Genomic DNA, 23,693 nt, shown 5'->3' with positions numbered 1-23,693 from the left:
TAACCCAAAGCCGGGGTTTTTACGTAGATTAGTCAGTTCCTTACACGATTATCATGACCATTCGACTCGCTACGCCGTCCGATGCAGCGCCACTGACGGAACTGTCGGCTACTACCATGCGTGACACGTTCGGACCACCGTACAACCCTACTGACCTGGTCGAAGAGTACATTCAGTCGGCTTTTTCGGTGCCGGCCCTTACCGCCGAACTGGCGGATCCACGCGCGACGTTTTTTCTGCTCGAACAGCCCGACGGAACCCCGATCGGCTATGCCAAGCTACGCCGACATGCACCACCGCGTCGAATGACCGAACGAAATGCTGTCGAAATCCAACGGATTTACCTGTCGCAGCGTCAGATAGGGCAGGGGCAGGGGCGTTTGCTGATGGAACACTGTCTCGACTGGGCCCAGACGCAGGGCTATGCTGCCGTGTGGCTAGGCGTCTGGGAGCGGAATGAACGAGCCATTGCGTTCTACGAAAGAATGGGTTTTACCCGATTTGGCTACCATTATTTTCAGTTCGGCTCCGAGCGGCAGCGGGATTTCTGGCTTCAGAAACAATTAGTTATCTAACTCGTTGATGCTGACAGTTATTATTAAACCTTTTAGACCGAATAAGCTCTAAGTTTCGTTCTTAAGTACCCATGAAATTACTACATCCGAGCGGTTTTTTATCAGGCTGGCGCCCCTTAGTGGCGTGTCTGGTGCTGTGTATCGGATGTTGTTTATCGGCCTTGGGCCAACAGGAAACGGCCCCGCCCAAGCCAGCGAACAAACCCGCCGAAGAACTGTCGCCCAATGTTATCCGGGTAATGACACCCCAGACAGAAGAGCGGGGGGCCACCGATTCACTGGCTACTCCGCTGTCGACAGAAACCGCCGACAGTATACTCATGCAGCGCGACAGTGTTTTTTATACCAAGCTGAAAGCCAGTATGTATAAGCGCCGGCTGACGCGCCAGATTTACGATGCGCTGTTTCGGGATGTATACAATAGCCAGATCAAAACCGGGGAGGTGAACCAGATCGAAGTCAACCCGTTTAGCGCCTTTGAAGGCCGTATCATTGGCGATATTTATATTCGGAGGCTGTCGGTGTTTGGTCAGACAGTTTACGACACCTTGCGAAAACCCGCCAACTGGATCGAGCGCACGGGAAATAAATTTCACACCAACACCCGCGAACACATCATCCGGAATTCGTATCTGCTGTTTCAACAGGGGGATGTGTTGAACCCGACCGTACTGCGCGATAATGAGCGTTTATTACGGAGTACGTCCATTTTCCACGACGCCCGGATTCTGGTGGTGCCCCGGCCGGGCAGCAAGCAGTTTGTCGATGTATACGTCATTACACAGGACGTCTGGTCGCTGTCGCCGAACGGCGGAGTGGGCGGACTGACCAATTTCAGTGTGGGCTTCGATCAGGTCAATTTTCGGGGGCTCGGTCATCAGCTCTTTGCGCAGTTCGCCTATTCCGGAACCGATCCGCGTCAGAAAGCCGAGTATCAGGGTCGCTACAAAGTACCGTTTATCGGGAAAACCTTCACGACGGCCGAGGCTAATGTGCTGTATCTGCGGGATCTGAAACAGGTATCGTTTAAGCTGTACCGCCCCTTTATTACGCCGGACATGAAATACGCCGGCGCAATCGAAGTAAATCATACACAGTTGAACAACCGGATTGTCACCCGAGCCGATAGTGTGTTGCTGGTTCCGCTCACCTATAACTATTCCGATATCTGGATTGGCCGGTCGTTTCGGTTGTTCTACAAGCAAACCAACACGGAAGAAAAAGGCCGGTCCCGGCTTGTTATTGCCCTGCGAAACACCAACTACGAATATCTCAAGCGCCCAGATGTAACGGCCGATACCAATCAGATTTATCAGGACAGCCGTACGACCCTGTTCAGCGTTGGTTATTCCCGGCGCAAGTACGTCCGCGACGTGCTGATTTATGGCTTCGGCCGAACGGAGGACGTTCCGGTGGGGCAATCGATCGTTGCGATCGGTGGTTTCGACAATGCCGAACTGGGTCAGCGGATGTATATGGGAATCAATTTCTCGCAGGGCAAATACATCCGCGGTTTGGGGTATCTCTACGGACTGGTTAGCCTCGGCGGCTATCGTCGCCAGGGAGGGACTATCGAGCAGGGTGTTTTTTCGCTGGAATCCAATTTTTTCAGCCCCCTGCTAAAGAGCAAGTGGGGAAATATGCGCCACTTTTTCAACACGCGCTACACAACCGGCATCGATCGGTTTACCAACGAATACATTTCGCTGGGAAACAGCAGTAGCAATGGGATCAACACCGATGGGATCGGTGTTAACAGCGACGCCCTGCGCGGGACAAAGCGGTGGTTTATCAATTATCAGAATATCTTATTCTCGCGGTTGAATCTGGTAGGCTTCCGGGTCGCTTTTATCACCTTCGTCAACCTGGGACTGGTCAACTTCCCAGACCGTGCTTTGCTGCGCGGACCGCTTTATCAGGGCTACGGTATCGGCTTTCAGCTGCGAAACGAGAACCTGACGTTCAATAGTTTTCAGATACGCTTTGCCTATTACCCCAATATTCCAAACAACACCATTCCTTTCCGGCAGGCCTTCGAAGGAGTGCCTACCCTACGCTTCCGCGACTTCGACGTGTCGGCCCCACAGATTATTCCGTATCAATAGGTATTTTCTCTCGCGTTAGGCCAGGGAAGAAACGGAAAGGGCCATAGATCGTCATAAAGGATATTCCTTGAAATCGCTGAAAAAATAATCTTATATAATGTATCAACATTAAATACAATTACATTATCTTTGTGCATGTCTATTGAAACTGACATCAAACAAACGGTACCGTTCAAAACGCCGTACCACCGGGTTATGGTCAATCTGATCTATACCAGTAACTGGGTTATGGACAGTCAGACGCGGGTCTTGAAGCCATATCGACTTACGCTGCAGCAATACAATGTGTTGCGCATTTTGCGGGGGCAGTTGCCTAATCCGATCAAAGTAGCTGACATTACTGAGCGGATGCTCGACAAGATGTCGAATGCATCGCGGCTGGTCGATAAGCTGGTTGCCAAACAACTGGTGCAGCGAACCGAATGCCCAAGCGACCGGCGGGCCGTCGATGTGGTCATCACCGATAAAGGGCTGGATCTGTTGACCCGACTGGATGCACAAATCAACGAATGGTCTGATTTACAACGCCTGAAATTGTCTGAAGACGAAGCGACGCAACTAAGTCAGCTTCTCGATCGTATGCGATCTTAGTACCTTACTTGTTCTTTAATTTTATACTTTTTAAATCGTTTACAACCAATGAAAAAAGTAATTCTGGCTGCTGCCCTGTTGTTCTCGTCGGTAGGCGCATTTGCTCAAAACTGGACGCTCGATAAGGCGCATTCCAGCCTGGGCTTTACCGTTACGCACATGATGCTATCGGAAGTCGATGGTAAATTCCAGAACTTCGACGTGAAAATGACATCCTCGAAAGACGATTTCACCGACGCACAAATCGACCTGACCGCCGATGTGAGCAGCATCAACACGAACCAGGAAAAACGCGACGGTCACCTGAAAAGCCCCGATTTCTTCGACGCTACCAAATACCCCAACCTGTCGTTCAAAAGTAAGTCGATCAGCAAAGTATCGGGTAACAAATACAAACTGATGGGCGATCTGACCATGCATGGCGTAACCAAACCCGTTACCCTCGATGCAGTGATCACCGGGCCGGTCACGAACCCACAAAGCAAGAAAACCCTGGCAGGTTTCAAAGTAACGGGTGAAGTAAAACGCGGTGATTTCACCGTAGGAACGGCACCGGCTGCTGTAGTTAGTGACGAAATCGCTATCCGTGCCAGCGGTGAATTAGTAAAAGCAAACTAATTGATAAGGTTACGTATATGGTCTGAACCCGCAGGGGCCAACAGATGTATCAAGTAATCTAGTCTGATTGCCAAAAAAATAACCCGCCCTGATCGATCAGGGCGGGTTATTTTTTTGGTTTGATCCCGCTCTTCGGGGAATCTAAAACATAACATGCACAGGGCGGCTTGTGCAGGCAGGCCATTGAATCCACGATCATTCGCAGCTGTCACTCGTTTTTATCGAAAGCCTTTGAATGCCCCTTTTATAATGCTTCTCTGAGGGCTGTCCAGCTTAGTGGCTATCCTCGGCTGAGATTAAAAACGCATTAAACAAATAGTGGGTGATTCCGTGTTTATAGCTGTTAGTTTTTGTTAGGCAAAAGCAGGCTTTTACACATTTTGTATCTCCTACCATGTATACACACTCTTACTTTAGACTTCTTACCGGTAGCATTACACTTTTGCTTGTCTGGGCCTGCGCCCGTAATCCGGTAACTGGCAAGCGCGAAATTAGCCTAATGTCGACCGAGCAGGAAATTGCCGTAGGCAAAGAATCTCACCCGTCTGTTGTTGCCACCATGGGGCTATATGAGGATAAAAAACTACAGGCTTTTATGAACGAGAAAGGAAAAGCCATGGCTCACGTTTCGCATCGCCCCGATCTTCCTTATCAGTTCTACATTGTTGATTCACCCATCGTTAATGCCTTTGCCGTACCGGGAGGCTACGTTTATTTCACACGCGGCATTCTGGCCCACTTTAACAATGAAGCTGAATTTGCCGGTGTACTGGGGCATGAAATTGGTCATATCACAGCCAAACATGCCGCCCGCTCGCAGAAAAGCCAGTTACTCAGTACAATTGCCCTCATTGGCGGAGCAGTGCTGGCTCCTCAGGTTGTTGGCCAGAATATCGAAGCGCTTCAGCAGGGACTGGGCCTTTTATCCCTAAAATATAGCCGCGACCACGAATCAGAGTCCGACAAGCTCGGCGTCGAATACTCCAGTAAGATTGGCTACGATGCTCGCCAGATGGGTGATTTTTTCGGGACGCTCAAACGCCTTTCCGACCAGTCAGGCCAGGCTATACCCCAGTTTATGTCGACTCACCCCGATCCGGGTAACCGCTTTACGCGCGTCCATGAACTGGCCAAAGACTACCAAGTCAAGAATCCATCTTCTTATCAGGTAAATCGCGATCAATACTTACGCCTGATTGACGGCATTATGTACGGGGAAGATCCCAGGCAGGGGTTTGTTGAAAACGGCTATTTCTACCATCCCGAACTACGGTTTCAGTTTCCGGTACCGGGTGGCTGGCAGTCGCAAAACTCACCCAGCCAGTTTCAGATGGCCGCTAAAGACGGTAAAGCCGCGATGATTCTGATGCTGGCAAAAGGAAGTTCGCTGGATGAAGCAGCCCAGAATTTAGTAAAGGAATTGAGTCTGAACGTACTGGAGAACGCTAAAACGACTATTAACGGCAATCCGGCCTACGTACTCATCTCACGGCAACAACAGCAGCAAGGTCAACAGCAGCAACAGGACCCTAAAACGGCCCTCCAGATTGGTACCTGGCTAATTCAATACAACAATGCCATCTATGCCCTGCATGGGCTGGCGACAGCCGCCGATTTTAACGCCAGTTTTGGCACGTTTAAGCAGGTAGCCGAAAGTTTTCGCTCACTCAGCGATCCCGATAAGCTCAACCGTAAAGCCGAACGTGTACTAGTGAAATCGGCCCCCCGCGATGGTTCGTTTCGTGAGGTGGTAACTACATTGGGAATGCCCGCCAATCGGGTAGAAGAGGCTGGTATATTGAATGGTCTTAAAGCGGATGATCGTGTTACAAGAAGCACGTTGATCAAGATCATCAGCCAATAGGCCGTTGCTATTTGTCCTCACCACTCCGGCGTGTCGTAACAACTTTACCGTTCTCAACAAGCCGGGTTTTCAGAACCGTTTGTTTCGGTATGGCCAGCAGCAGCATCGGTTGCGACGTAGACGATTGCGGGTGGTTGGTCAGCGACGTGTCGGCCAGCCGAATGTAGCGAACCGTCAGAGTCGAATCCTGCACGAAGACTCTGCTGACCGAAAGCTTAGGAGGCTTGTTGGTTGGCGGAAGTGCAATGCCAATGACCATGTCTTTGGTAAAGTTGGGCACGTCGGGGCGCCTGTTCATGGTTGAAGCGGGTTTGAACACCTGCTCGAACGCGTCGGCCTGCTCAAAAACAAATAAGGTCGGCTTTCCTTTGTTGACGGTCGCGTCGTTGCTCAGAAAATAGCCATTCAGCAATCGATAAGTCAACGTAAGCTGAGCAAGACTGAAAGCGCTAAAAAACAGACCGGTAAGAAACAGAAGGGAAGAAACAGAGACGCGTACTCGACGATTAATAAAGGCAAAAAGAGGCATAATGGGTAATAAACGCTAAACGAATAGTACCCTTTTAACGCCTGATTCCGGAAATCGGTGTACAGACGTGCAGAAAAAACGGATTCACTTTTGCGAGGAGGTCGATGAATCGATGGGGTTATGAATAGTCATGCCTGCCACGTTGAAGCACGAATTGGTATTATCGCTCTTGCATTCGAACAAATCGAATGATTCGACTCCTTTATCCAGCCGCTCGAAATACAGAATGAAGGGCACTTTCTCATCATTTTTTATTTCCCGACTGTCGGGGGTCATGGGAATTCCTTCCGTTTTCAGCAGGGCGTAGGTGCGCTTGCCGTCGGCCGAAGCCAGTACCGCTTTAGGGTTGAAGGAGATGCTGCTGGTGCCGAAATAATTGTTGTTCCGCTCGCTGGGATCTTTCCCAAAGGTGATGTACAGCACCGTATAGCTGGCCGTCAGCCGGATGTCGGTTACGCGAATGTCGGGGTCCTGTGAGTGGCCTAATCCACCCTGCGGGTCCGGATAGAGTCGCGGTTGCGTAACAACCATGGGTTGACCAACCTGGTAATATTCGGCACCGTCAGCAGGCGCGTTTACGGGTGGCATCCGACTCGACGTGCAGGCCGACGCCAGAAAAAGTAGCGCAATAAGGGCTTTCATGGAGGTAAATTACATCCTTTCAGCTAAATAACCAATAACCTACTTCGCCTGTTTTTCCAGTTCTTTGACGGTCAGCATATCCCAGATTCGGTCGTATACATCGGTCGCTGACAGCGAGTTACCCACGTTCTGGCTACTGACATACACCGGGTGGTATTCCCGGGCCGTACCGACCCGACCGTGCGACCCTTTGACCAGCGTGGCATCCAGCGAAATTACGTTCATCAGGTAGCGGAAACCGAGCAGTTTCCGGCCCAGCTTATAACCCGCTTTCAATTTGATCAACGGATTGGTCTGATCCATGAACATCTCGACCGGATCGTAGCCGGGTTTCTGGTGAATGGCTACCAGACGGGCATAATCCGGTGCACGGGCATCGTCGAGCCAGTAGTAGTAAGTGAACCAGCTATCGGCATCGGCCATAACCACCAGATCGCCGGAGCGCTCGTGATCGATGTGATACTGCTTCTGTTGTTCCTTATCCAGCACCAGTTCGATGCCCGGCGTGTTTTCCAGCAGCGACCGCACTTTACTGAACACGGATGGATCGTTGATGTAAACGTGCGCAATCTGGTGGTCGGGGGTGGCAAAAGCAGGCGAAGCCCCGGCGTCGAACATTTCGAGGCCGCGCTCTTCGCGGTACCGGATCATGCCGGCTTCGCGCAGGATGCGGTTAATATGAATAGGCTTGCTTACGTTCGTAATCCCGTATTCCGATAATACGATGATTTCGGCATTCTGCTTTTCGTAGAACTGAATCAGATCCCGGCACACATCGTCGATTTCGCGCAGGTCGTTGGCAATTTTCGAAAAATCCTGCCCGGACCCGGGACCGCCGAACTTTTGCAGGCAGTAATCCAGATGCGGCAGATAAATCAGCGTCAGTGTCGGGTTGTGCCATTGGTCTACCAGCATCGAGGCATCGGCAATCCAGCGGCTACTTTTGATGGTGGTAGCCGGCCCCCAGAACTGAAACAGCGGAAACGTGCCGAGTTCTTTCTGAAGCCTGTCGCGCAGATCACCGGGATGGGTATAGCAATCGGGAATTTTCAGCCCGTCGGACGGATACTGCGGCCGGGGCGTAGCCGAATAATCGGCGCTGGAGTACATGTTGTACCACCAGAACATTTTCGAAACCGTAAAGCTGGGGTCGAGCTTTTTGGCGCGCTCCCAGATTTTCTCCCCCGCTACGAGCTTATTCGACTGCTTCCAGAACTTCACTTCCGAGTCGGTCCGGTCGTACCAGCCGTTGCCAACGATGCCGGTTTCGCTGGGCCATTTGCCCGTTACGTAGGTCGACTGTACCGATGTGGTCACTGCCGGAAGCATCGGATCGATGGTAGCCTGGTGTTTGCCGGCAAACCATTGTTTCAGAAAAGGAGTGTGTTCACCGATCAGTGAGTAGGATAAACCCACGACGTCGAGTACTACGGTCTTTTGCATATGTTTTTAAGAGGATCGATCAGCTAGACAGGGATGATGGAAATCTACAGAATAAATCCGGTTCATCCCGGAAATCCCGTCGTTAAAACCCACTTTATTTCTCGTTCGATAGAATCGACCAGTGGTTTTTTCAGGTCGTTGGGCAGTACGCCCCAGGTGTAGGTTTCTACCTCAAGCTGGTTGGTAAAGCGCCGGTCGGCCTGGAGTTGCAAAACCTCCCGAATATCGTCCTGGGTCGATTGTAAAACCCCGTAATCGGCAACGAACAGGGGGACGTGAAAATGAGACCGCCATTCGACATGATCGTCGTTGAAAGCCGCCAGCGCTTCGGGTAAATCGGGAAACCGTTGTAGGTTTCCTGACTGAGTGCGGGCAACGACCTGATGCAGATATGTCGGCTCGTTGAATTGCTGGAAGGCATCCCGGACCGCTGCCCGCTCTGACTCGGCCGTTGGAAAGGTTGCTTTCAAAGCCGCGCTGATCTGAATTTTACCGACGCGCAGGCCGTATTGCTTCAATTTATCCAGTACTTCCGCCGGGCGTTCGTAGCCAATCGCAAAATGGCAGACGTCGTAACAGAGCCGAACGTGCTCGCAGATGGTCGCTTCGGCTTCTTCGTCGGTCAGGCCAAACTGGTCGCTGATCTGCTCGATACCCATCGGCAGCAGATAATCCGTAAACCAGGCAATGAATTCGTCGGCTGTTTCGATGACCCCGTCGGGTTCGGGTTCCAGATCGAGGTGCATCAGGCGGTCGGTTTGCTGGCGCAGGCGAATCAGCTCGGACACCACCTCAAGCACGTTCTGGGTAGCCTGCGAGTAAATGTAGTCTCGGGCGGGCGGTTGCTCCCACTCGAACCAGTACCGATACGAAAGCGGTGAGGTCGAAACACCCCCCTGAATAGCATTGCCCAACTCATCGACCGGCAGCAGAACCGACAGAAGTCGAAACAGCCGCTTGGTGTATTCGACTCGCGCTTCGGTAGTCCAGTCGGGCGCATGGACCTGGTCTTTCACAACCGTGTCATGAAAACCGCCGAACGGAAACCCATTCATCGTAAACACATAACAGTCATTTTCGGCCAGCCAGTGCTGAAACGAGACTAAGTTTTCGGGTTGTTCGAGTTCTTCGCTGGCAATGTCGGACAGACGCAGCCCGATTCCAAAGGGAGCATCGGGCGACAGGCGCTTTTTCAACTCGGGAATGGCCTGCTGTAGCGCTGCAAAATGCTCCGTCCAGGTTTCGCCCGCATGGATGTTCGAGCAGTAGCTGAGGTGTCCGAGGGGAGTTTTCATAGGGCTTTATGAACACAGAGCAGTCCGCCGTTGCGGCACAGAGAAATATGGCAAAGCGCTGTATTCTTTGTGCCGCAACGGCGGACCGCTCTGTGTTTCAATCAATATTATCAATTCGTTGTTAACAACTCATATTTTTTCAGTGTAGCAATGGCCTGCCGGATCCGATCGGCATCCATATCGTGCACTTCTACTCCCTGCCCGATCTGTTTCAGCAACATAATGGTCAGTTTACCACCCAGGTGCTCTCTGAATTCGGTCAGACCTTTCAGAACACCCGCACTATTGTTAGTGTCGAGCATAGGCTGGTAGAGCACGAAGCCGAGCGTCCGAAGCGTATTCAGGATGCGGTTGGTATCGGTCTCCGTCAGCCAGCCCAACTGCTGCGAGTACAGACTGTCGAGAGCGATGCCTATGGCAACAGCCTCGCCGTGGCGGATATCGAAGTTGGTAAGTTGTTCGAGCTTGTGAGCGCTCCAGTGCCCAAAATCCAGTGGTCGCGACGACCCCATTTCGAACGGATCCCCGCCCGCAATGTGGTCCAGATGCATCTGCGCACAACGGTGGATCAGGTATTGCATCGCGTCCATATCGCGGGAGGCCAGTGCCTGCGCGTTGGCTTCGATCCACTCAAAGAACGGGGCGTCTTTGATCAGCGCTACTTTAATGGCTTCGGAAATACCCGCCCGCCAGTCCCGGTCGTCAAGGGTGGCCAGGAAACTGCTGTCATTGAAAACCGCCACCGGTGGAACGAACGTACCGAGGAAGTTTTTCTTCCCCCGATAATTCACGCCGTTTTTAACCCCTACGCCCGAATCATTCTGCGACAGCACCGTGGTCGGAATGCGGATGTGGCGAATGCCCCGGTGCGAAATAGCGGCTGCGTAGCCTACCAGGTCGAGCACCGATCCACCGCCAATGGCGGCTACATACGAGTGGCGATCGATTCCGTAACGATCCACCGCGTCCACGATTTTTTCCACAAAAGCAGGCTCGTTTTTGGCAATTTCCCCGCCCGGAATAACCAGCAGATCAGGAACCAGCTCAACGTGGGCCGCGTGCTGTGAAAAATAAGCTTTTATACCGTCGAGTAAGTCGGGATGCGCCTTTGCCACTCCCGAGTCGATGACAAACAGCAGCTTCTTCCGGGTTTCATCGGTTGTTTGTTGCGCGAGAAAATCGGCAAACAATGAGTTTGTGGTGTCGAAAAGCTGTTCGGTAAAAAAAACGTTGTACGTAAACCGGACGCTGAACGCCTGATGCAAATGATTCATGTATAGGCAAAGCAGTTGAATAAAGCTGTCTTACTCTCTTAAAAATACAATTATATCCGTATTGGTTCCTTAGGACTCGGGCGGAATTATGGGTAAATCAACCTTTTGGCCAATTAGGCCAGACAGAGCCTCGATAAACAAAAAACCATTGGCAACCTATTTATCTTTGCGAAACTACTTCCTGATATTATGTCCCGTATTGCACTGATCACTGGCGCAACTTCTGGTATTGGCCGCGCCACCGCCGAAGCCTTTGCTGATCTCGAATTTCGTCTGATTCTCTGTGGTCGCCGACAGGAGCGACTCGATGAACTGGAGCAGCAGTTTAGTTCGAAGACCGACGTCACCACGCTTAATTTCGACGTTCGGAATTGGGTGGAAGTCTACGAATCCATCAACACACTGCCCGAAGAATGGCGGGCTATCGATATTCTGATTAATAACGCCGGTAACGCACATGGTCTGGCTCCCATTCAGGACGGCGATGTATCCGACTGGGATCAGATGATCGACGGCAATGTGCAGGGACTGCTGTATGTGTCGAAGGCTGTTATTCCCGGTATGGTTACCCGGCAAAGCGGCCATATCGTCAACCTGAGCTCTATCGCCGGTAAGGAGACGTACGCCAACGGCGCGGTTTACTGTGCCAGCAAAGCGGCCGTCGAAGCACTTAGCACCGGTATGCGGCTCGACCTGACGCAACACGGCATTAAGGTCACAAATGTAGCACCGGGTGCGGTTGAGACCGAATTTTCGGTCGTGCGCTTCAAGGGAGATACCGAACGGGCCGACAAGGTTTACCAGGGATTCACTCCGCTTTCGGCCGACGATGTGGCCGATGCCATCGTGTACGCAGTTACAGCCCCGGCGAATGTTACCATCGCCGATCTGACCATTCTGGCATCGGCGCAGGCATCCGCTACGACCATCCACCGGAAAGGGTAGGCTGAATAGCGAGTTGGCAGTCGATAAGTAAATCGGAGAAAATACATGTGACTGTCTTTTGTCCTGCTGACGAAGGAAGCATCTTAATGGATACAGCCTGTAAGATGCTTCCTTCGTCAGCAGGACAAAGAGTCAATAGTATAAACACTTGTGCCTGAGTCTTTTATAAGCGTAGGCGGTTATTTGCCGCTAACCGTCGTCGGAACGCCCGAGGGAAGTTTCTGGGGCGTGGTAGTCGGTCCCAGGATTTTAATCCGGCCCTTGTCGACCTGCATGCGGTCGATAAAAACGACCCGTTCATCACCAGTCTTAGCGGTTCGGCCGTGGTAAACGCAGAACATTTCCCGACCATCGGGCGAGTACGTCACGCTGTTGTGACCCGTGCCCGACACAGAGCCGCCCCGGTCGGTATTTTTCTGCAAAACCGGATTGTTGGCCGCTTTCTGGTACGGACCTAAGGGCGAGCGGGCTGTGGCGTAGCCAATGGCGTAATACTGCCCACCGAAATGGTTGGCTGAATACATGATGTAATATATATTGTCTTTCTTGAAAGTAACCGAACCTTCGGTCCAGCGCCGGTTGACTTCGCGGGCCATAACCGACCGGCTCTCCCATTCGGCCTGTTTGTCGCTGAGAGAAACGGGCGGCCGAAGTACTAAAACCGGTTCGCCAATAACGCCCGATAAATCGGGTTTAAGCTGCACACCATACACCCAGCTTTCCTCAATCTGGTTGAACCAGCCTTTTTTGCGGGCCAGATCGGCTACTTCGCTCTCGACCGGATGTTTATAGCAGCACCGCGAGAAATATAGGTAGGCTTTGCCGTCGGTGTCGAAAAAGACATTGGCATCGATCACTGGGTAACCTGGATCGAAAAGGGGTTGGCTGGCCAAGTCGATAAACGGACCGGTCGGTTTGTCGGCAACAGCTACACCAATCCGGAAATTCTCGACTTCCTTCGTCGGGTTATGCTTCCACTGGGCGCTGTAGAAGAGGTAATATTTGCCTTTTACTTCATATACTTCCGGCGCCCAGTAAGCACCATTAAAGGCGCTGTTGGGTTCGCTCCAGCCATTTTTGTTATTATGAAAATAGACCTGGCCTTCTGGTTTCCAGTTGACCATATCTTTCGAAGAGTAGGTCACAAACCCTTTGTCCGCACCACCGCCTGTGCCATACATATAGTACATACCCTGCGTATGGAGCATGTACGGGTCACCGAGCTGGACCGGCAAGGGATTGGCGTAGGTGGTTTTGGCGGCCGTAGAACTCAGGGTCGTCTGGCCTGGCGATGGCTGCCAGGCCAGCGCAGTCAAAACAAAAAGAAGAAGTTTTAAATGTTTCATTAGGTCGAAGATATCACCGGCAAAGGTAGTCATGCTGAGCCCAACTTATTCACTGATTGAGGCCAGCACACCTTCTTTAAGGGAAAAGGTCGAGGTTCGGATTTGGGGAATGTTGTAGGTTTTCAGGACGAAATCGATCAGGCAAACGGCCACCACGATCATGTCGACGCGCAGTTCGATCATGCCCGGAATCTGCATGCGCTCGTCGTGGTTGCGCTGAACCAGCAGCTGGTAAGCGCGGTAAAATTCAGCGATGGGTAGTGTAAAGGTAGGACGTGCAGAGTCGGGGAGATGGCCCCGTTCGTGCATGTACCACATATCGACCAGCGTATCGAACGAGCCCGACGAACCGACCAGAACCGTCGGCTGATACTGATGAATGGCGTTTGCCAGGGGCAGTAGTTGTTCCTGGAAATAATCGTGAAGCCGCCGGATACTGCCCGGACCGATAGGATCGGTGGTCATGAAGCGTTCGAGAAGTCGCTGGCCCCCGATCTCAAAACTTTGTTTCCAGAACACCCGCGACTGGTTGCCCAGAATGAACTCGACGCTGCCCCCGCCGATGTCCATGATCAGCGCCATGTCGTCGTCCAGCGCGCCAGCGGCCCGGATACCCTGATAAATATAGTCTGCTTCCTGGTCGCCCGAAATAACCCGAATCTGAAGCCCGGTTGCCTGCCGAACCCTATCGATGAATTCCTGCTGATTCCGGGCTACCCGGATAGCACTGGTTCCTATAGCGATTACCTGTTCGGGAGCTACCTCATACTGATCGAGTACCTGCCGGAAGTTGGTAAGTACGGTTAGCGCCCGACCAATGCCTTCTTCGGTAATCACGCCCTGATTGATACCTGCTTTTCCTATTTTGGCGGAGCGGCTTTCCCGAAAAACAGTCTGGTAGGTAGTGCCGGTTTTTTCGGCGATGAGCAGGTGAAATGTATTGGTTCCTAAGTCGATAATGGCTTGCTTCATAGTTGCAAAACTATTATCTTTGCCGTCCGGTTTTAGCTAAATACCATATTTAAACATGCTTATTATTAACGTAAAAGACAACGAGTCGATCGACAAAGCCCTGAAACGCTTCAAAAAGAAGTTCGAAAAGACGGGTGTGTTGCGGCAGTTGCGGTCGCGGACGGCTTTCCAAAAACCGTCGGTAAAGCGTCGCACTGAGATTATCAAAGCCACGTACAAAGAAAGAATGTACGGCAATCACACCGAGCAATAGACCGCCCGGTGATCCGCAGCTAGCCATACGCCACTGAATGCGCAGTCAGTTGGTGTACTGGAAGAAACAGCACAGAAAGCAGCAGGCAGCGATGTCTGCTGCTTTTTTATGACCGGGGTTTTTGTGATTTTACGGAATCACCGGAGAGACTGAACGGTTAGATAAATCTTCGACCAAATTAATGGCCGAATTACCCTGATTCCGCAAATCTTAGTAAACTTGTTAGTGATACGACCGAAACCTGGCAGAATCAATTGAGGTAGCTCATCCGTCACAAATCATCGTAATCAATAAAATCCCATGAATTCCGGTTCTGACTTCCTTCAGCATATTCGCTACGAAAAGCGCCTGAGTCATCATACGCTGACGGCTTATACGAATGATCTGGAGCAGTTCAGTACGTTTCTGGCCGCCGAATGCAGGGTGGAGCAGCCCGAGGGGGCTGACTTCCGGCACATCCGGTCGTGGATTGTGAGCCTGGTTGAAGCGGGGCTGGATAAATCGTCCATTAACCGCAAGATTGCGACGTTGCGTGCGTTTTACGAATTTCTGTTGCGCCGGAAGGTCATCCAGATTGATCCGATGACAAAGATTCAGGCAATGAAAGTCAGTAAAAAACTGCCGCAATATGTCGAGGAAAAACCGATGGAAATGCTTCTGAACGATGTCGAGTTTCCTGACACGTTCGAGGGTGTCCGCGACAAGCTGGTGCTTGAGCTTTTGTACGGAACGGGCATCCGCCTGAGTGAGCTAACGGGCCTGAAAACGACCGACGTGAACCTGTACGAAAAAACGATTATCGTGCTGGGTAAGCGGAATAAGCACCGAATCGTGCCGTTGACGCAACCGCTCTTCGAACTGGTACAGCAATACATCCGGCTAAAAGAAGAGGCCTTTGCCGGGCAGGCAGACGCGGTTTATCTGCTGGTGAGCGACAAGGGCGTTCCGGCTTACCCGGTTCTGATTCAGCGAATTGTGAAGCGCCACCTGACGCTGGTGACGACCCTTGAAAAGAAAAGCCCGCACGTATTGCGTCATACATTCGCGACGCATCTGCTCAACCGGGGTGCCGACCTGAATGCCATCAAGGATCTGCTGGGGCATACCAGCCTGGCTGCCACCCAAATCTATACGCACACCAGCCTCGAACAACTCAAGAAAACCTACGACCAGGCTCATCCGAAAGCGAAGAAGTAAGGGGTAGAGTTTATTTCGACAGAATTTACAGGATGAGTAGAAAGTGTTTAGGAATTTGAAAAGTGAGTTTGTCATTCCGCACCGGCGGACCGGTCGGAATGACAAACTCACACTCTGACCAGCAGTTAAGTACTTATTAAATTTGAAACCCTGGACAGGCTTGTAATGAAAATCCTGTTCATCCTGTCGGACTATTTCCTGCGTTTCGAAACGGGTGTCGGTTCTGCAGCTTTCAGGTATGGTTGAAGTTTGGTTACGAACTGACGATAGCCCTCTGCGTTGGGATGCAACCCATCGCCAAATAATGATTCATCGATTTTTCCATCAGCCTTCAGGAAGACTGTACCCGGCTGGATAAACGTAACGTTTAGCTCACCGGCCGTCTGGGCGATTTTCTGGTTGAGCGCGGCAATTCGGGCCTCTTCATTTCGGCGGGGTAATATGCCAATCATCAAAATATCCGCCTTAGGCTGTCTGGTTTGCATGGCCCGGACCAGAAACGCGAGCCCGCTACTGATTTCAGCGTCCGTATTGAACTGAAGGTTGTTGGTGCCGATCATAAGGACAATCTGAGCGGGCGAATAATCGTCCAGTTCGCCGTGATAGACCCGCCACAACACATTTTCGATGCGGTCCCAACCGTACCCCAGATTTGCCGTTCCCAGCGGCTCCATAATCGCATTCCAGCTATCCGAACCGCGTACGGTTGCCCCGGTCGATTCGCCACCCCAAAAGTGCGTAATCGAATTGCCGAAAAAAACGATGCGTGGGGGTTTGCTTTTCAGGCGGGCCATAATATGGCGGTGGCGGGTTTCCCAGTCGTAGACGCGGGCATCTCGGTACTGTGTTCGGGGCTTCGTTGTCGAAATGTCGCCAACTGGTTCGGCTAGAATCGTACGAATGATGCGTTCGTAGGCGTCGGCGTATTGCTGCATGCCCAGATCCGTCGGATGTGTCCCGTCGACCGTTGCATCGGTATCCAGATTGATGGCTGATTTCGGCAGTAGGTAAATTTTCTGGATGCCCTCGCTCTTCAACTGCGCAAAAGCCTGCTGCATCAGTACGTTGACATCAGTATATAACTGCCGCCGGGTGGGGTTGATACTGCCCTCGCTGTAGCCCGCATGTTCGACCAAAAGGATAGGCGTTTCCGGACGTTTCTGGCGAAGCGTTTTTACCGATTCGATGATCCGGAATTTTATCGAATCGGGTTTGATGCCGACCGTGGCAACTAAATTAGGCAGGCAGTCCAGCACGTACAGCTTTGCGTCCAGTTCCGGCAATAGGGTAACGATTTCCTTTTCCAGCCGTCCGTTGCCCGAAAAACCCAGGTTAATGAGCGGCCGATCTAATTTGCGACTCAGAATAGCGGGCCAGGCCATGCCCGGCCGCGAAGCACAGGCTCCCTGGGCAATGGATGTACCGTAGACCACAATGGGTTTATCGGCCCGAACGGGCAAGGGAGTTAAGGTCACGCCAGTGGGAACACCAATTTCCAGCCATTTAACGGAGTTATAAAGCGGAAGATACAGCCGGTACTCGCGCCCTTTCTGATGATAGCTGTCGTTGGCTTCGAGGTTTGCAAACTGATACTGAATCGTGTCGCCGAAGGTGTACTTGCCCGCGCACCAAAGCCAGTCGCCGTCGCTATTGCCGGCGTACAGATCGATGCCGCTGACTCCCGTTGCGGGCATATGTGGGAGAGCCTGCTTGCCTGTAACCGCATACCGAACGACTACCTGATCGGTGCTGGCCCGGAATCGGATCATCAGTCCGGCTCCGTTGTGCGACAAGTTCCAGACCGGGCTACGGACGGTTTTTTCGGCCTGAGCGGGGAGCCTGTCGTATGGACTTTGCAGGCTTTTTCCTGACCAGCCCTGGCCTTCGATTACGGCCATGTCTGTCTGAACCGGATTCCACCAGACGTAACTGGTGTTTGGTTGAGCGAAAACAAAGTGCTGTATGAGCCCAAGAAGCGCAACGAGTAGCGTTTTTTTCATCACAAAATAGCGAACCTGAACTTTATAAAGGTGAGTATAGCAATAGCCTAATGTGTTTTTGAATAGAAAGAGTCAGGGCTTTTGCGGATAGCCCTGCCACGTTCATTGAAGCAGTGGCAGAAACCGTAGCACGGCTATCCGCAAAAGCCCTGAGAGTAATAGTTTCTTCTGGTACTTTTGCAGCATGAATATTTCTCAGATGAGCCAGACGCTGTTTTATTTGATCGAACAGCAGGCCAATTCCGAAAAAGCGGTCGGCTATCTCCGTCAGCAGGCCGATGCGTTTCAGGCTAACCCACAAACGGCCACCTTCTACCGGGTATTTACGGCTATTCCACGCTTTGTCGGAAAACAACCTATTGAGGTGCCGACGGATATGGCGTTTGCCATCGAACGAATCCGACCGGGCTTTACCGTGACGGGCTGGACGCTCGACCGGCTAGCGCGGGTGTGGTGGCTGCTGCAACTCCCGATCGACGACCAGCCGACGTATACTCAAACCATCTCGCAGCTGTTTAAGGCGGGCGAACTCAACGAACTGGTTGCTTTGTACTCCGCTTTACCGGTGCTGGCTTATCCGGAAGCGTGGCGGTTTCAGGCAACGGAAGGGATTCGAAACAACATTGCCGATGTGCAGTCGGCCATTATGCTGCATAATCCGTACCCGATGGATTATTTCGATGAAGCAGCCTGGAATCAACTGGTGCTGAAAGCGTTTTTTACGGATAAGGACATCACACAGATCAGCGGTCTGGATGAACGCAAAAACGCCCGGCTGGCCCAGACGCTGGCGGATTATGCCGCCGAACGCCGGGCTGCCGGACGTAGTTTACCGCTGAATATCGAGCGGTTAATGTAAGGAGTAGTGCGGCCGACCGTCCACGTTACTAATAGAATCGGTACGCAATCCCGGCCGAAATCATCAGCGATGGGCTGCTGTTTTTGAGCAGATCGTAATTGAAGAACACGTTCTGGTACTGCGCCTGAATTTCGGCGCCGAAGCCCTGCTCGCGTCGGCCGTAGTATTTTACCCCAATAGCGGGAGCAATTGCCCCTTTGAAGCCATTTTTCTGATCGGCCAGCGTGCCAAAATAATTGGTGTAATCGATGAAAGCACCACCACCAGCGAACTGAACATAAGGTCGGATAGCAGCCGCATTATCCGCAAAATAGTACGAGAGTGACACCATAGCCGGAATAACCGACAGGGTTCGGGTTTGTACCGCCGAAATATCCTGTCCGGTGTTGCCATCCACGTAGTTATAAACCGAGCGCCCCAGTCGTTGCTTGTTGTACTGATAACCGGTTTTCAGGCCAATCGAGAACCGCTTTGGAAAGAGCCATTCGCCTTCCAGCGCAAAGTTAGTAGGCGACATCCGGTCAATGTATCCCTGCTGACCGCCCATCGGAAAAGCCACTCCGTAACGGGCCGATATATTGAAGGTGACGTATTCATTGTAGGGTGACTGAAACAGGTCATCACCCGAATTGTCGTTTCGATATTGCGCCCAGGCCGTTGTGGTTAAGGCCATAAACGCAAGGACTCCTATGATCGATTTCATAATGGCTTATTCAGTTGCCCGTAAGTAAGGCGATTGATTAAAAATAGCGCTGGTTGCTGCGTCGACAGACTGCGGGTCGGTAATGTCTGTCCCGCGGATCGTAGCGTCGAAAATGACGTTCAGCGACTGCTGGTTGTTGCCGGTAGTGGCCTGAGGTCTGTTTTTTAGATCCACAATCTGGATTTCCCAGTACTGGTCCGTTACCTGATAGGTGTAGTAGCTTGGGTAATACGGATAATAACCGCCCAGTCCACCTAATCCGCCGTAGCCGCCATACCCCCAATAATTCGAATAATACGAATAAGGGTTGCTGGCAATGCCCGTATACTGGTTGTTGACCCGGATGATAGCGATACCCAGATCAGCCGAATCGCCTTTGCTCGCGCGTCTGAAGCCATTGGTGGTCATGGCCGAAGCTACATTCGAAACGAACCGGTCAGATACGCTGGTTTTAACGGCTGCGTAACTATCGTTAGACTGAACGATGACCGAATCGGGCAGGCTAAACGTTTTATACTGACCGAAGTTGATCGAACGGTCATAGTTCGTGATATAAACGGGACTATCCGCCGGGCTTAGATCATTGATGGCATTCTCGCGACAGGCGGTCAGGGTTCCGCCGATCGTTAGCAGTAGGATCGCCCAAAGGCCCCCTTTTCCTAACCTGAGATGATGAAGCATATGCATGGTTGATTTGTTGTTGTACTAACTATAAAACGAATAGATCACAGCGAAGTTTGCGTAATCACAATTAAAATCTAACTAAAAAGGGTAGGGGTCGAGCTGGATTTTTGAGAACTTTGTTGACGAATTACCGCGTGTATCGACCCACTTAATGCTGAAGAAATATGGATTTTATGGATTCAATTCGGGGTATGTCGTTCTTCGACATGCACGTTCACATGACCTCCCGCACGACTGACGATTACCAGGCGATGGCCGACGCCGGTGTCGTAGCCCTGATCGAACCGGCTTTCTGGCTGGGGCAGCCTCGTACGGGCGTCGATTCGTTCCGGGATTATTTCGCCAGTCTGGTCGGGTGGGAGCGGTTTCGGGCATCCCAGTTCGGTATCCGGCACTATTGCACGATCGGGCTAAACTCAAAAGAAGCCAACCAGGAAGAACTGGCTGAGCAGGTTATGGAAATCCTGCCTTTATTCATTTACAAAGAAGGCGTAGTTGGCGTGGGCGAAATCGGCTTCGATGATCAGACAGCCGCGGAAGACAAATACTATCGGGCGCAACTGGAACTGGCTAAAGAAGCCAATCTGCCCGTACAAATCCATACGCCCCACCGCGATAAAAAGCAGGGAACAAGCCGCAGTATGGATATTGCTCTTGAACATGGCATCGATCCGGGTATGGTCATTGTCGATCACAACAACGAAGAAACCGTACGCGAAGTACTGGACCGGGGCTTCTGGGCAGGCTTTACAATTTACCCCTTCACCAAGATGGGCAATGAACGCATGGTGGAAATTGTAAAGCAATACGGACCGGAGCGTATTATGATCAACTCGGCCGCCGACTGGGGCATCAGCGACCCGCTGGCCGTTCCGAAAACGGCTGCTTTGATGAAACAACACGGTATTTCGGACGAAGCCATTCGGCTGGTGACATTTACCAATGCCGTAACGGCCTTTGCGCAAAGTGGTCAGTTAAGTCTGGACGATCTGACGCAGCCGATGGGCATCGACCAGAGCCAGCGCTATAACGGCAGCTCGGTACTTCGAGGTGGCCAGGCACCGCGGGTAGACAAGGAATCAACGATTATAAAATGAATAATGGATAATGAACAGTGAATAATAACTGTAGGCTGGTACTATTCTGCATTATTCGTTGTTCATCATCCATTATTCATTATTCATTATGATAAAGGCGCTTCTTTCTCTTACCCGCCCGGCTAATCTGGTGACCGCGATTGCCGATGTGCTGGCAGGTATGGCTATTGCGGGTTATTTCAGCCTGCCCGATCCGTCTGCTGCTTCGGTAGGCTGGCTTAGCCTGGCCACAGTTTGTTTGTACGGAGGTGGGGTGGTATTCAACGATGTCTTCGATGCGGAGCTGGATGCCGTCGAACGGCCCGAACGACCGATACCGAGCGGTATAATCAGTAAAAGTCAGGCTACCCTACTCGGTTCACTTTTATTGGCGGGCGGTATAGGTGCCTCATTTATAGTCAATCAGACCGCTGGTTTGCTGGCCGTGGGTATTGCTGTCGCATCGCTCGTTTACGACCGGTTTGGGAAGCATCACAACTGGCTGGGACCGGTGAACATGGGCCTGTGCCGGGGACTGAACCTACTGCTGGGCGTTAGTATTTTGCCTGATCAGGTGATGCCCTGGGCGTGGATTGGGTTGGTACCGATTGCCTACATTGCCGCCATCACGATGATCAGTCGGGGCGAAGTACACGGCGGCAGTCCGACAACCCTGCGCGCGGCCGGGCTGCTCTATGCGCTCGTGATTGGATGCGTAGCCGCTCTTGCACAACGCCAGCAACAGCTGGGAACAGCGTTGCCGTTTCTAATTCTGTTCGGCTATTATATTTTTCCACCACTCTGGCGGGCTGTGAGGGAGCCGGTTGGCCGAAACATTGGTCTGGCCGTGCGGGCGGGTGTACTGGCGCTCATTGTCATGAACGCGGCCTGGGTAGCCGCGTTTGCGTCATTTCCGCTGGCGCTGCTGGTGTTTTGTCTGTTACCGCTGTCGCGTTTGCTGGCGAAGGTATTTGCGGTAACCTAACTATCTGCAAAATCAAAGCTGCGGCTTTGGGAGTGTGAGCAAATAGCTTCACTCCCAAAGCCGCAGCTTTGATTTTACCCTTATGCGTTGGCAGGTGTACAGAATTCTTCCAGCGCCATTTCCAGGTGCTGTGCGATCATCTGTGCCGACCGTCCTTCGATATGATGCCGCTCGATAAAGTGAACCAGCTCACCATCTTTGAAAATGCCAATGGCAGGCGACGAAGGAGGGTAGGGAAGCAGGTATTCCCGCATTTTCGCCGTTGCGTCCAGGTCACCACCCGCAAAAACGGTCACCATTTTGTCGGGCTTCACCGGGCTGGCAGCTAAGGCTGCTTTTACACCCGGACGAGCTGCACCCGCTGCGCAGCCACATACCGAGTTTACCACAACCAGCATGGTGCCTTCGGTGTTTTCCATGGTGTTGACCACCGCATCGGCAGTGGTAAGTTCTTCAAACCCAACGCTCGTCAGGTCTTCCCGCATCGGGACAAGCAAATGAGGAGGATACATAATAATTAGTAGTTAGTCGAGAGTTGTTAGTAGTTAGTCGAGCGAGGCAGTTGTTTTATACTGACAACTCTCGACTAACTACTAACAACTTATTTTTTACATAAATCCAAGTTCCAGTTTCGCTACTTCCGACATCAATTCGGTCGAATAGGGCGGGTCGAAAGTCAGTTCAACGCTTACGTCATTGACGCCTTCGATAGCCCGTACTTTTTCCTCGATTTCTGCGGGGATCGAACCGGCCGATGGACAGGAGGGCGAGGTCAGCGTCATCAAAATATAGACGTTGTTAACCGGAAATATTTTGATGTCGTAGATAAGCCCAAGCTCGTACACATCTACCGGAATTTCGGGATCATATACGCCTTTAAGGGCCAGTACTACCTGTTCTTTTAATTCTTCGTCTGTCATTGCCTTAGTTTGTGGCAGCGCCGGCAACCCGGTTCTGCCCCATAAAACAAAAGTGCCCCCACCTAAGATTCCTTTGCGGGGACGAAAATTGAAAAAATTAAGCCGTCTGACCTGAATAGGCCCGGCCGTAGGCTTTCATGCGTTCGATCATCGAAGCCAGGCCGCCCGCCCGCAGGGAAGTAATCAGGTTACCCATACCGACGCGGGGAATAAAGTACAGGTCAGCAGCCGCGATGTCTTCGGGTTTTTCGCCCGACAGGACCCGAATCAGTAGGCCAACCAATCCTTTGGAAATCTGAGCCGTAGGTTCACTATCTCCATAGAAATAGAGCCTGTCGCCCTTCATTTCGGCATCGACCCACACCTTCGACTGACAACCCACAATCCGGTGTTCGTCAGTTCGTTTGGATTCGGGCATAGGCGGTAGCTTTTTGCCCAGATCGATAATGTACTGCGTCTTATCGAGCTGATCCTCGAACAGGTCAAACTCGTCGATGATCTCGTCCTGCTTTTCGTTAATTGTCATTTTCTCAAATTTTGCCGAGAGGTTGCCCCATTGGCCGAACAGCTAAAATCCGGAGTGTTTCCTCCTGATATTGATAAACCAAGCGGTAATTCCGGACAAATACTTCACGAATAAAACTAATTTCGAAGTCAGGTACTATGCGTCCCATCTCGGGAAATGTCATCAATAGGGCAATTTTTCTGTCTAAATCATCCGACCAGTCTTCTGCTAGAACAGGGGAATAATCGTAATAATTGCTATAAGCTTTTCTGACATCTTCCTTCGCACTGTCGTACCAGATGAGCGTCATAA

25 protein-coding genes are annotated in these 23,693 nt (G+C 51.7%); 11 read left to right on the top strand and 14 right to left on the bottom strand.

Annotation, left to right across the window (positions count from 1 at the left end):
• The first annotated feature begins 53 nt into the window (after window positions 1-53).
• From ACYVC2_RS00945 to ACYVC2_RS00925, 5 genes are all read left to right on the top strand, one after another.
• Complete coding sequence (locus ACYVC2_RS00945; protein ID WP_461100390.1) at window positions 54-575, top strand: GNAT family N-acetyltransferase; 522 nt, start codon at window positions 54-56, stop codon at window positions 573-575.
• A 239-nt stretch (window positions 576-814) separates the two neighbouring features.
• Window positions 815-2,680 carry a hypothetical protein gene (locus ACYVC2_RS00940; RefSeq protein WP_461100880.1) on the top strand — a complete coding sequence of 622 codons (1,866 nt, stop codon included), beginning with the start codon at window positions 815-817 and terminating at the stop codon, window positions 2,678-2,680.
• A gap of 135 nt (window positions 2,681-2,815) precedes the next feature.
• Entirely contained in the window at window positions 2,816-3,271 is a 456-nt protein-coding gene (locus ACYVC2_RS00935) for a MarR family winged helix-turn-helix transcriptional regulator (protein WP_461100389.1), read from the top strand.
• 48 nt (window positions 3,272-3,319) lie between these two features.
• Complete coding sequence (locus ACYVC2_RS00930) at window positions 3,320-3,889, top strand: YceI family protein (protein WP_461100388.1); 570 nt, start codon at window positions 3,320-3,322, stop codon at window positions 3,887-3,889.
• A gap of 394 nt (window positions 3,890-4,283) precedes the next feature.
• The gene (locus tag ACYVC2_RS00925; protein ID WP_461100387.1) at window positions 4,284-5,753 is read left to right on the top strand and encodes a M48 family metalloprotease; all 1,470 of its coding nucleotides are present in this window, start codon (window positions 4,284-4,286) and stop codon (window positions 5,751-5,753) included.
• Window positions 5,754-5,760: 7 nt separating this feature from the next.
• Here ACYVC2_RS00925 and ACYVC2_RS00920 read toward each other — a convergent pair whose 3' ends face one another.
• The 5 genes from ACYVC2_RS00920 to ACYVC2_RS00900 all read right to left on the bottom strand — a co-directional run bounded on the left by ACYVC2_RS00920 (window position 5,761) and on the right by ACYVC2_RS00900 (window position 10,936).
• Window positions 5,761-6,177: a hypothetical protein gene (locus tag ACYVC2_RS00920; RefSeq protein WP_461100386.1), complete on the bottom strand. Its 417-nt coding sequence runs from the start codon at window positions 6,175-6,177 to the stop codon at window positions 5,761-5,763.
• A gap of 189 nt (window positions 6,178-6,366) precedes the next feature.
• Window positions 6,367-6,924: a hypothetical protein gene (locus ACYVC2_RS00915; protein WP_461100385.1), complete on the bottom strand. Its 558-nt coding sequence runs from the start codon at window positions 6,922-6,924 to the stop codon at window positions 6,367-6,369.
• A gap of 39 nt (window positions 6,925-6,963) precedes the next feature.
• Window positions 6,964-8,367 carry an alkaline phosphatase family protein gene (locus tag ACYVC2_RS00910; RefSeq protein ID WP_461100384.1) on the bottom strand — a complete coding sequence of 468 codons (1,404 nt, stop codon included), beginning with the start codon at window positions 8,365-8,367 and terminating at the stop codon, window positions 6,964-6,966.
• Window positions 8,368-8,429: 62 nt separating this feature from the next.
• Window positions 8,430-9,662, bottom strand: a complete 1,233-nt coding sequence (eboE, locus tag ACYVC2_RS00905; protein ID WP_461100383.1) for a metabolite traffic protein EboE — start codon at window positions 9,660-9,662, stop codon at window positions 8,430-8,432.
• Window positions 9,663-9,772: 110 nt separating this feature from the next.
• Entirely contained in the window at window positions 9,773-10,936 is a 1,164-nt protein-coding gene (locus ACYVC2_RS00900) for a 3-dehydroquinate synthase (protein WP_461100382.1), read from the bottom strand.
• Between the two features lie 189 nt (window positions 10,937-11,125).
• Between ACYVC2_RS00900 and ACYVC2_RS00895 the strand changes: the two genes are divergently transcribed.
• A complete protein-coding gene (locus ACYVC2_RS00895) occupies window positions 11,126-11,881 on the top strand; it encodes an SDR family NAD(P)-dependent oxidoreductase (protein ID WP_461100381.1) in 756 nt (251 codons plus the stop codon).
• 179 nt (window positions 11,882-12,060) lie between these two features.
• Here ACYVC2_RS00895 and ACYVC2_RS00890 read toward each other — a convergent pair whose 3' ends face one another.
• Both ACYVC2_RS00890 and ACYVC2_RS00885 read right to left on the bottom strand, forming a co-directional pair.
• Entirely contained in the window at window positions 12,061-13,227 is a 1,167-nt protein-coding gene (locus ACYVC2_RS00890; protein WP_461100380.1) for a glycoside hydrolase family 43 protein, read from the bottom strand.
• Between the two features lie 45 nt (window positions 13,228-13,272).
• The gene (locus ACYVC2_RS00885) at window positions 13,273-14,199 is read right to left on the bottom strand and encodes a Ppx/GppA phosphatase family protein (RefSeq protein ID WP_461100379.1); all 927 of its coding nucleotides are present in this window, start codon (window positions 14,197-14,199) and stop codon (window positions 13,273-13,275) included.
• A 55-nt stretch (window positions 14,200-14,254) separates the two neighbouring features.
• On the opposite strand from ACYVC2_RS00885, the gene rpsU reads away from it, so the two are divergent.
• Complete coding sequence (rpsU, locus tag ACYVC2_RS00880; RefSeq protein ID WP_093830837.1) at window positions 14,255-14,452, top strand: 30S ribosomal protein S21; 198 nt, start codon at window positions 14,255-14,257, stop codon at window positions 14,450-14,452.
• A gap of 300 nt (window positions 14,453-14,752) precedes the next feature.
• The gene (locus ACYVC2_RS00875; RefSeq protein ID WP_461100378.1) at window positions 14,753-15,649 is read left to right on the top strand and encodes a tyrosine-type recombinase/integrase; all 897 of its coding nucleotides are present in this window, start codon (window positions 14,753-14,755) and stop codon (window positions 15,647-15,649) included.
• 191 nt (window positions 15,650-15,840) lie between these two features.
• Here the strand turns inward: ACYVC2_RS00875 and ACYVC2_RS00870 are convergent, their stop codons facing one another.
• A complete protein-coding gene (locus ACYVC2_RS00870; protein ID WP_461100377.1) occupies window positions 15,841-17,649 on the bottom strand; it encodes an SGNH/GDSL hydrolase family protein in 1,809 nt (602 codons plus the stop codon).
• Window positions 17,650-17,833: 184 nt separating this feature from the next.
• Here ACYVC2_RS00870 and ACYVC2_RS00865 point away from each other — a divergent pair, with 184 nt between their 5' ends.
• The gene (locus ACYVC2_RS00865) at window positions 17,834-18,508 is read left to right on the top strand and encodes an EboA domain-containing protein (protein WP_461100376.1); all 675 of its coding nucleotides are present in this window, start codon (window positions 17,834-17,836) and stop codon (window positions 18,506-18,508) included.
• Window positions 18,509-18,536: 28 nt separating this feature from the next.
• Here the strand turns inward: ACYVC2_RS00865 and ACYVC2_RS00860 are convergent, their stop codons facing one another.
• Window positions 18,537-19,211: a porin family protein gene (locus ACYVC2_RS00860; protein ID WP_461100375.1), complete on the bottom strand. Its 675-nt coding sequence runs from the start codon at window positions 19,209-19,211 to the stop codon at window positions 18,537-18,539.
• Between the two features lie 6 nt (window positions 19,212-19,217).
• Complete coding sequence (locus ACYVC2_RS00855; protein ID WP_461100374.1) at window positions 19,218-19,892, bottom strand: DUF4136 domain-containing protein; 675 nt, start codon at window positions 19,890-19,892, stop codon at window positions 19,218-19,220.
• Between the two features lie 167 nt (window positions 19,893-20,059).
• Here ACYVC2_RS00855 and ACYVC2_RS00850 point away from each other — a divergent pair, with 167 nt between their 5' ends.
• Both ACYVC2_RS00850 and eboC read left to right on the top strand, forming a co-directional pair.
• Entirely contained in the window at window positions 20,060-20,992 is a 933-nt protein-coding gene (locus ACYVC2_RS00850; protein WP_461100373.1) for a TatD family hydrolase, read from the top strand.
• A gap of 88 nt (window positions 20,993-21,080) precedes the next feature.
• Window positions 21,081-21,956, top strand: coding sequence for a UbiA-like protein EboC (eboC, locus tag ACYVC2_RS00845; protein ID WP_461100372.1), 876 nt, complete (start codon window positions 21,081-21,083; stop codon window positions 21,954-21,956).
• Between the two features lie 80 nt (window positions 21,957-22,036).
• Here the strand turns inward: eboC and ACYVC2_RS00840 are convergent, their stop codons facing one another.
• From ACYVC2_RS00840 to ACYVC2_RS00825, 4 genes are all read right to left on the bottom strand, one after another.
• Complete coding sequence (locus ACYVC2_RS00840) at window positions 22,037-22,468, bottom strand: BrxA/BrxB family bacilliredoxin (protein ID WP_461100371.1); 432 nt, start codon at window positions 22,466-22,468, stop codon at window positions 22,037-22,039.
• Window positions 22,469-22,564: 96 nt separating this feature from the next.
• Window positions 22,565-22,876 carry a DUF59 domain-containing protein gene (locus ACYVC2_RS00835; RefSeq protein ID WP_191038809.1) on the bottom strand — a complete coding sequence of 104 codons (312 nt, stop codon included), beginning with the start codon at window positions 22,874-22,876 and terminating at the stop codon, window positions 22,565-22,567.
• A 97-nt stretch (window positions 22,877-22,973) separates the two neighbouring features.
• A complete protein-coding gene (locus ACYVC2_RS00830) occupies window positions 22,974-23,402 on the bottom strand; it encodes a SufE family protein (protein ID WP_461100370.1) in 429 nt (142 codons plus the stop codon).
• Between the two features lie 4 nt (window positions 23,403-23,406).
• Window positions 23,407-23,691, bottom strand: a complete 285-nt coding sequence (locus tag ACYVC2_RS00825) for a type II toxin-antitoxin system RelE/ParE family toxin (protein WP_461100369.1) — start codon at window positions 23,689-23,691, stop codon at window positions 23,407-23,409.
• Window positions 23,692-23,693 lie beyond the last annotated feature (2 nt).

Source organism: Spirosoma koreense, assembly GCF_054777875.1.
The sequence above is the reverse complement of the archived record's forward strand: the minus strand, read 5'-3'. Positions and strand labels throughout refer to the sequence as shown.

Bases quoted from the DNA above. Each gene is read 5' to 3' on its own strand.
- ACYVC2_RS00910 (WP_461100384.1), bottom strand. From the start codon at position 8,367: ATGCAAAAGACCGTAGTACTCGACGTCGTGGGTTTATCCTACTCACTG.
- ACYVC2_RS00935 (WP_461100389.1), top strand. From the start codon at position 2,816: ATGTCTATTGAAACTGACATCAAACAAACGGTACCGTTCAAAACGCCG.
- ACYVC2_RS00925 (WP_461100387.1), top strand. From the start codon at position 4,284: ATGTATACACACTCTTACTTTAGACTTCTTACCGGTAGCATTACACTT.
- ACYVC2_RS00840 (WP_461100371.1), bottom strand. From the start codon at position 22,468: ATGTATCCTCCTCATTTGCTTGTCCCGATGCGGGAAGACCTGACGAGC.
- ACYVC2_RS00875 (WP_461100378.1), top strand. From the start codon at position 14,753: ATGAATTCCGGTTCTGACTTCCTTCAGCATATTCGCTACGAAAAGCGC.
- ACYVC2_RS00930 (WP_461100388.1), top strand. From the start codon at position 3,320: ATGAAAAAAGTAATTCTGGCTGCTGCCCTGTTGTTCTCGTCGGTAGGC.
- ACYVC2_RS00850 (WP_461100373.1), top strand. From the start codon at position 20,060: ATGGATTTTATGGATTCAATTCGGGGTATGTCGTTCTTCGACATGCAC.
- ACYVC2_RS00895 (WP_461100381.1), top strand. From the start codon at position 11,126: ATGTCCCGTATTGCACTGATCACTGGCGCAACTTCTGGTATTGGCCGC.
- ACYVC2_RS00870 (WP_461100377.1), bottom strand. From the start codon at position 17,649: ATGAAAAAAACGCTACTCGTTGCGCTTCTTGGGCTCATACAGCACTTT.
- ACYVC2_RS00940 (WP_461100880.1), top strand. From the start codon at position 815: ATGACACCCCAGACAGAAGAGCGGGGGGCCACCGATTCACTGGCTACT.
- ACYVC2_RS00900 (WP_461100382.1), bottom strand. From the start codon at position 10,936: ATGAATCATTTGCATCAGGCGTTCAGCGTCCGGTTTACGTACAACGTT.
- ACYVC2_RS00830 (WP_461100370.1), bottom strand. From the start codon at position 23,402: ATGACAATTAACGAAAAGCAGGACGAGATCATCGACGAGTTTGACCTG.
- rpsU (WP_093830837.1), top strand. From the start codon at position 14,255: ATGCTTATTATTAACGTAAAAGACAACGAGTCGATCGACAAAGCCCTG.
- ACYVC2_RS00835 (WP_191038809.1), bottom strand. From the start codon at position 22,876: ATGACAGACGAAGAATTAAAAGAACAGGTAGTACTGGCCCTTAAAGGC.
- ACYVC2_RS00825 (WP_461100369.1), bottom strand. From the start codon at position 23,691: ATGACGCTCATCTGGTACGACAGTGCGAAGGAAGATGTCAGAAAAGCT.
- ACYVC2_RS00945 (WP_461100390.1), top strand. From the start codon at position 54: ATGACCATTCGACTCGCTACGCCGTCCGATGCAGCGCCACTGACGGAA.
- eboC (WP_461100372.1), top strand. From the start codon at position 21,081: ATGATAAAGGCGCTTCTTTCTCTTACCCGCCCGGCTAATCTGGTGACC.
- ACYVC2_RS00885 (WP_461100379.1), bottom strand. From the start codon at position 14,199: ATGAAGCAAGCCATTATCGACTTAGGAACCAATACATTTCACCTGCTC.
- ACYVC2_RS00890 (WP_461100380.1), bottom strand. From the start codon at position 13,227: ATGAAACATTTAAAACTTCTTCTTTTTGTTTTGACTGCGCTGGCCTGG.
- ACYVC2_RS00855 (WP_461100374.1), bottom strand. From the start codon at position 19,892: ATGCTTCATCATCTCAGGTTAGGAAAAGGGGGCCTTTGGGCGATCCTA.
- eboE (WP_461100383.1), bottom strand. From the start codon at position 9,662: ATGAAAACTCCCCTCGGACACCTCAGCTACTGCTCGAACATCCATGCG.
- ACYVC2_RS00860 (WP_461100375.1), bottom strand. From the start codon at position 19,211: ATGAAATCGATCATAGGAGTCCTTGCGTTTATGGCCTTAACCACAACG.
- ACYVC2_RS00915 (WP_461100385.1), bottom strand. From the start codon at position 6,924: ATGAAAGCCCTTATTGCGCTACTTTTTCTGGCGTCGGCCTGCACGTCG.
- ACYVC2_RS00865 (WP_461100376.1), top strand. From the start codon at position 17,834: ATGAATATTTCTCAGATGAGCCAGACGCTGTTTTATTTGATCGAACAG.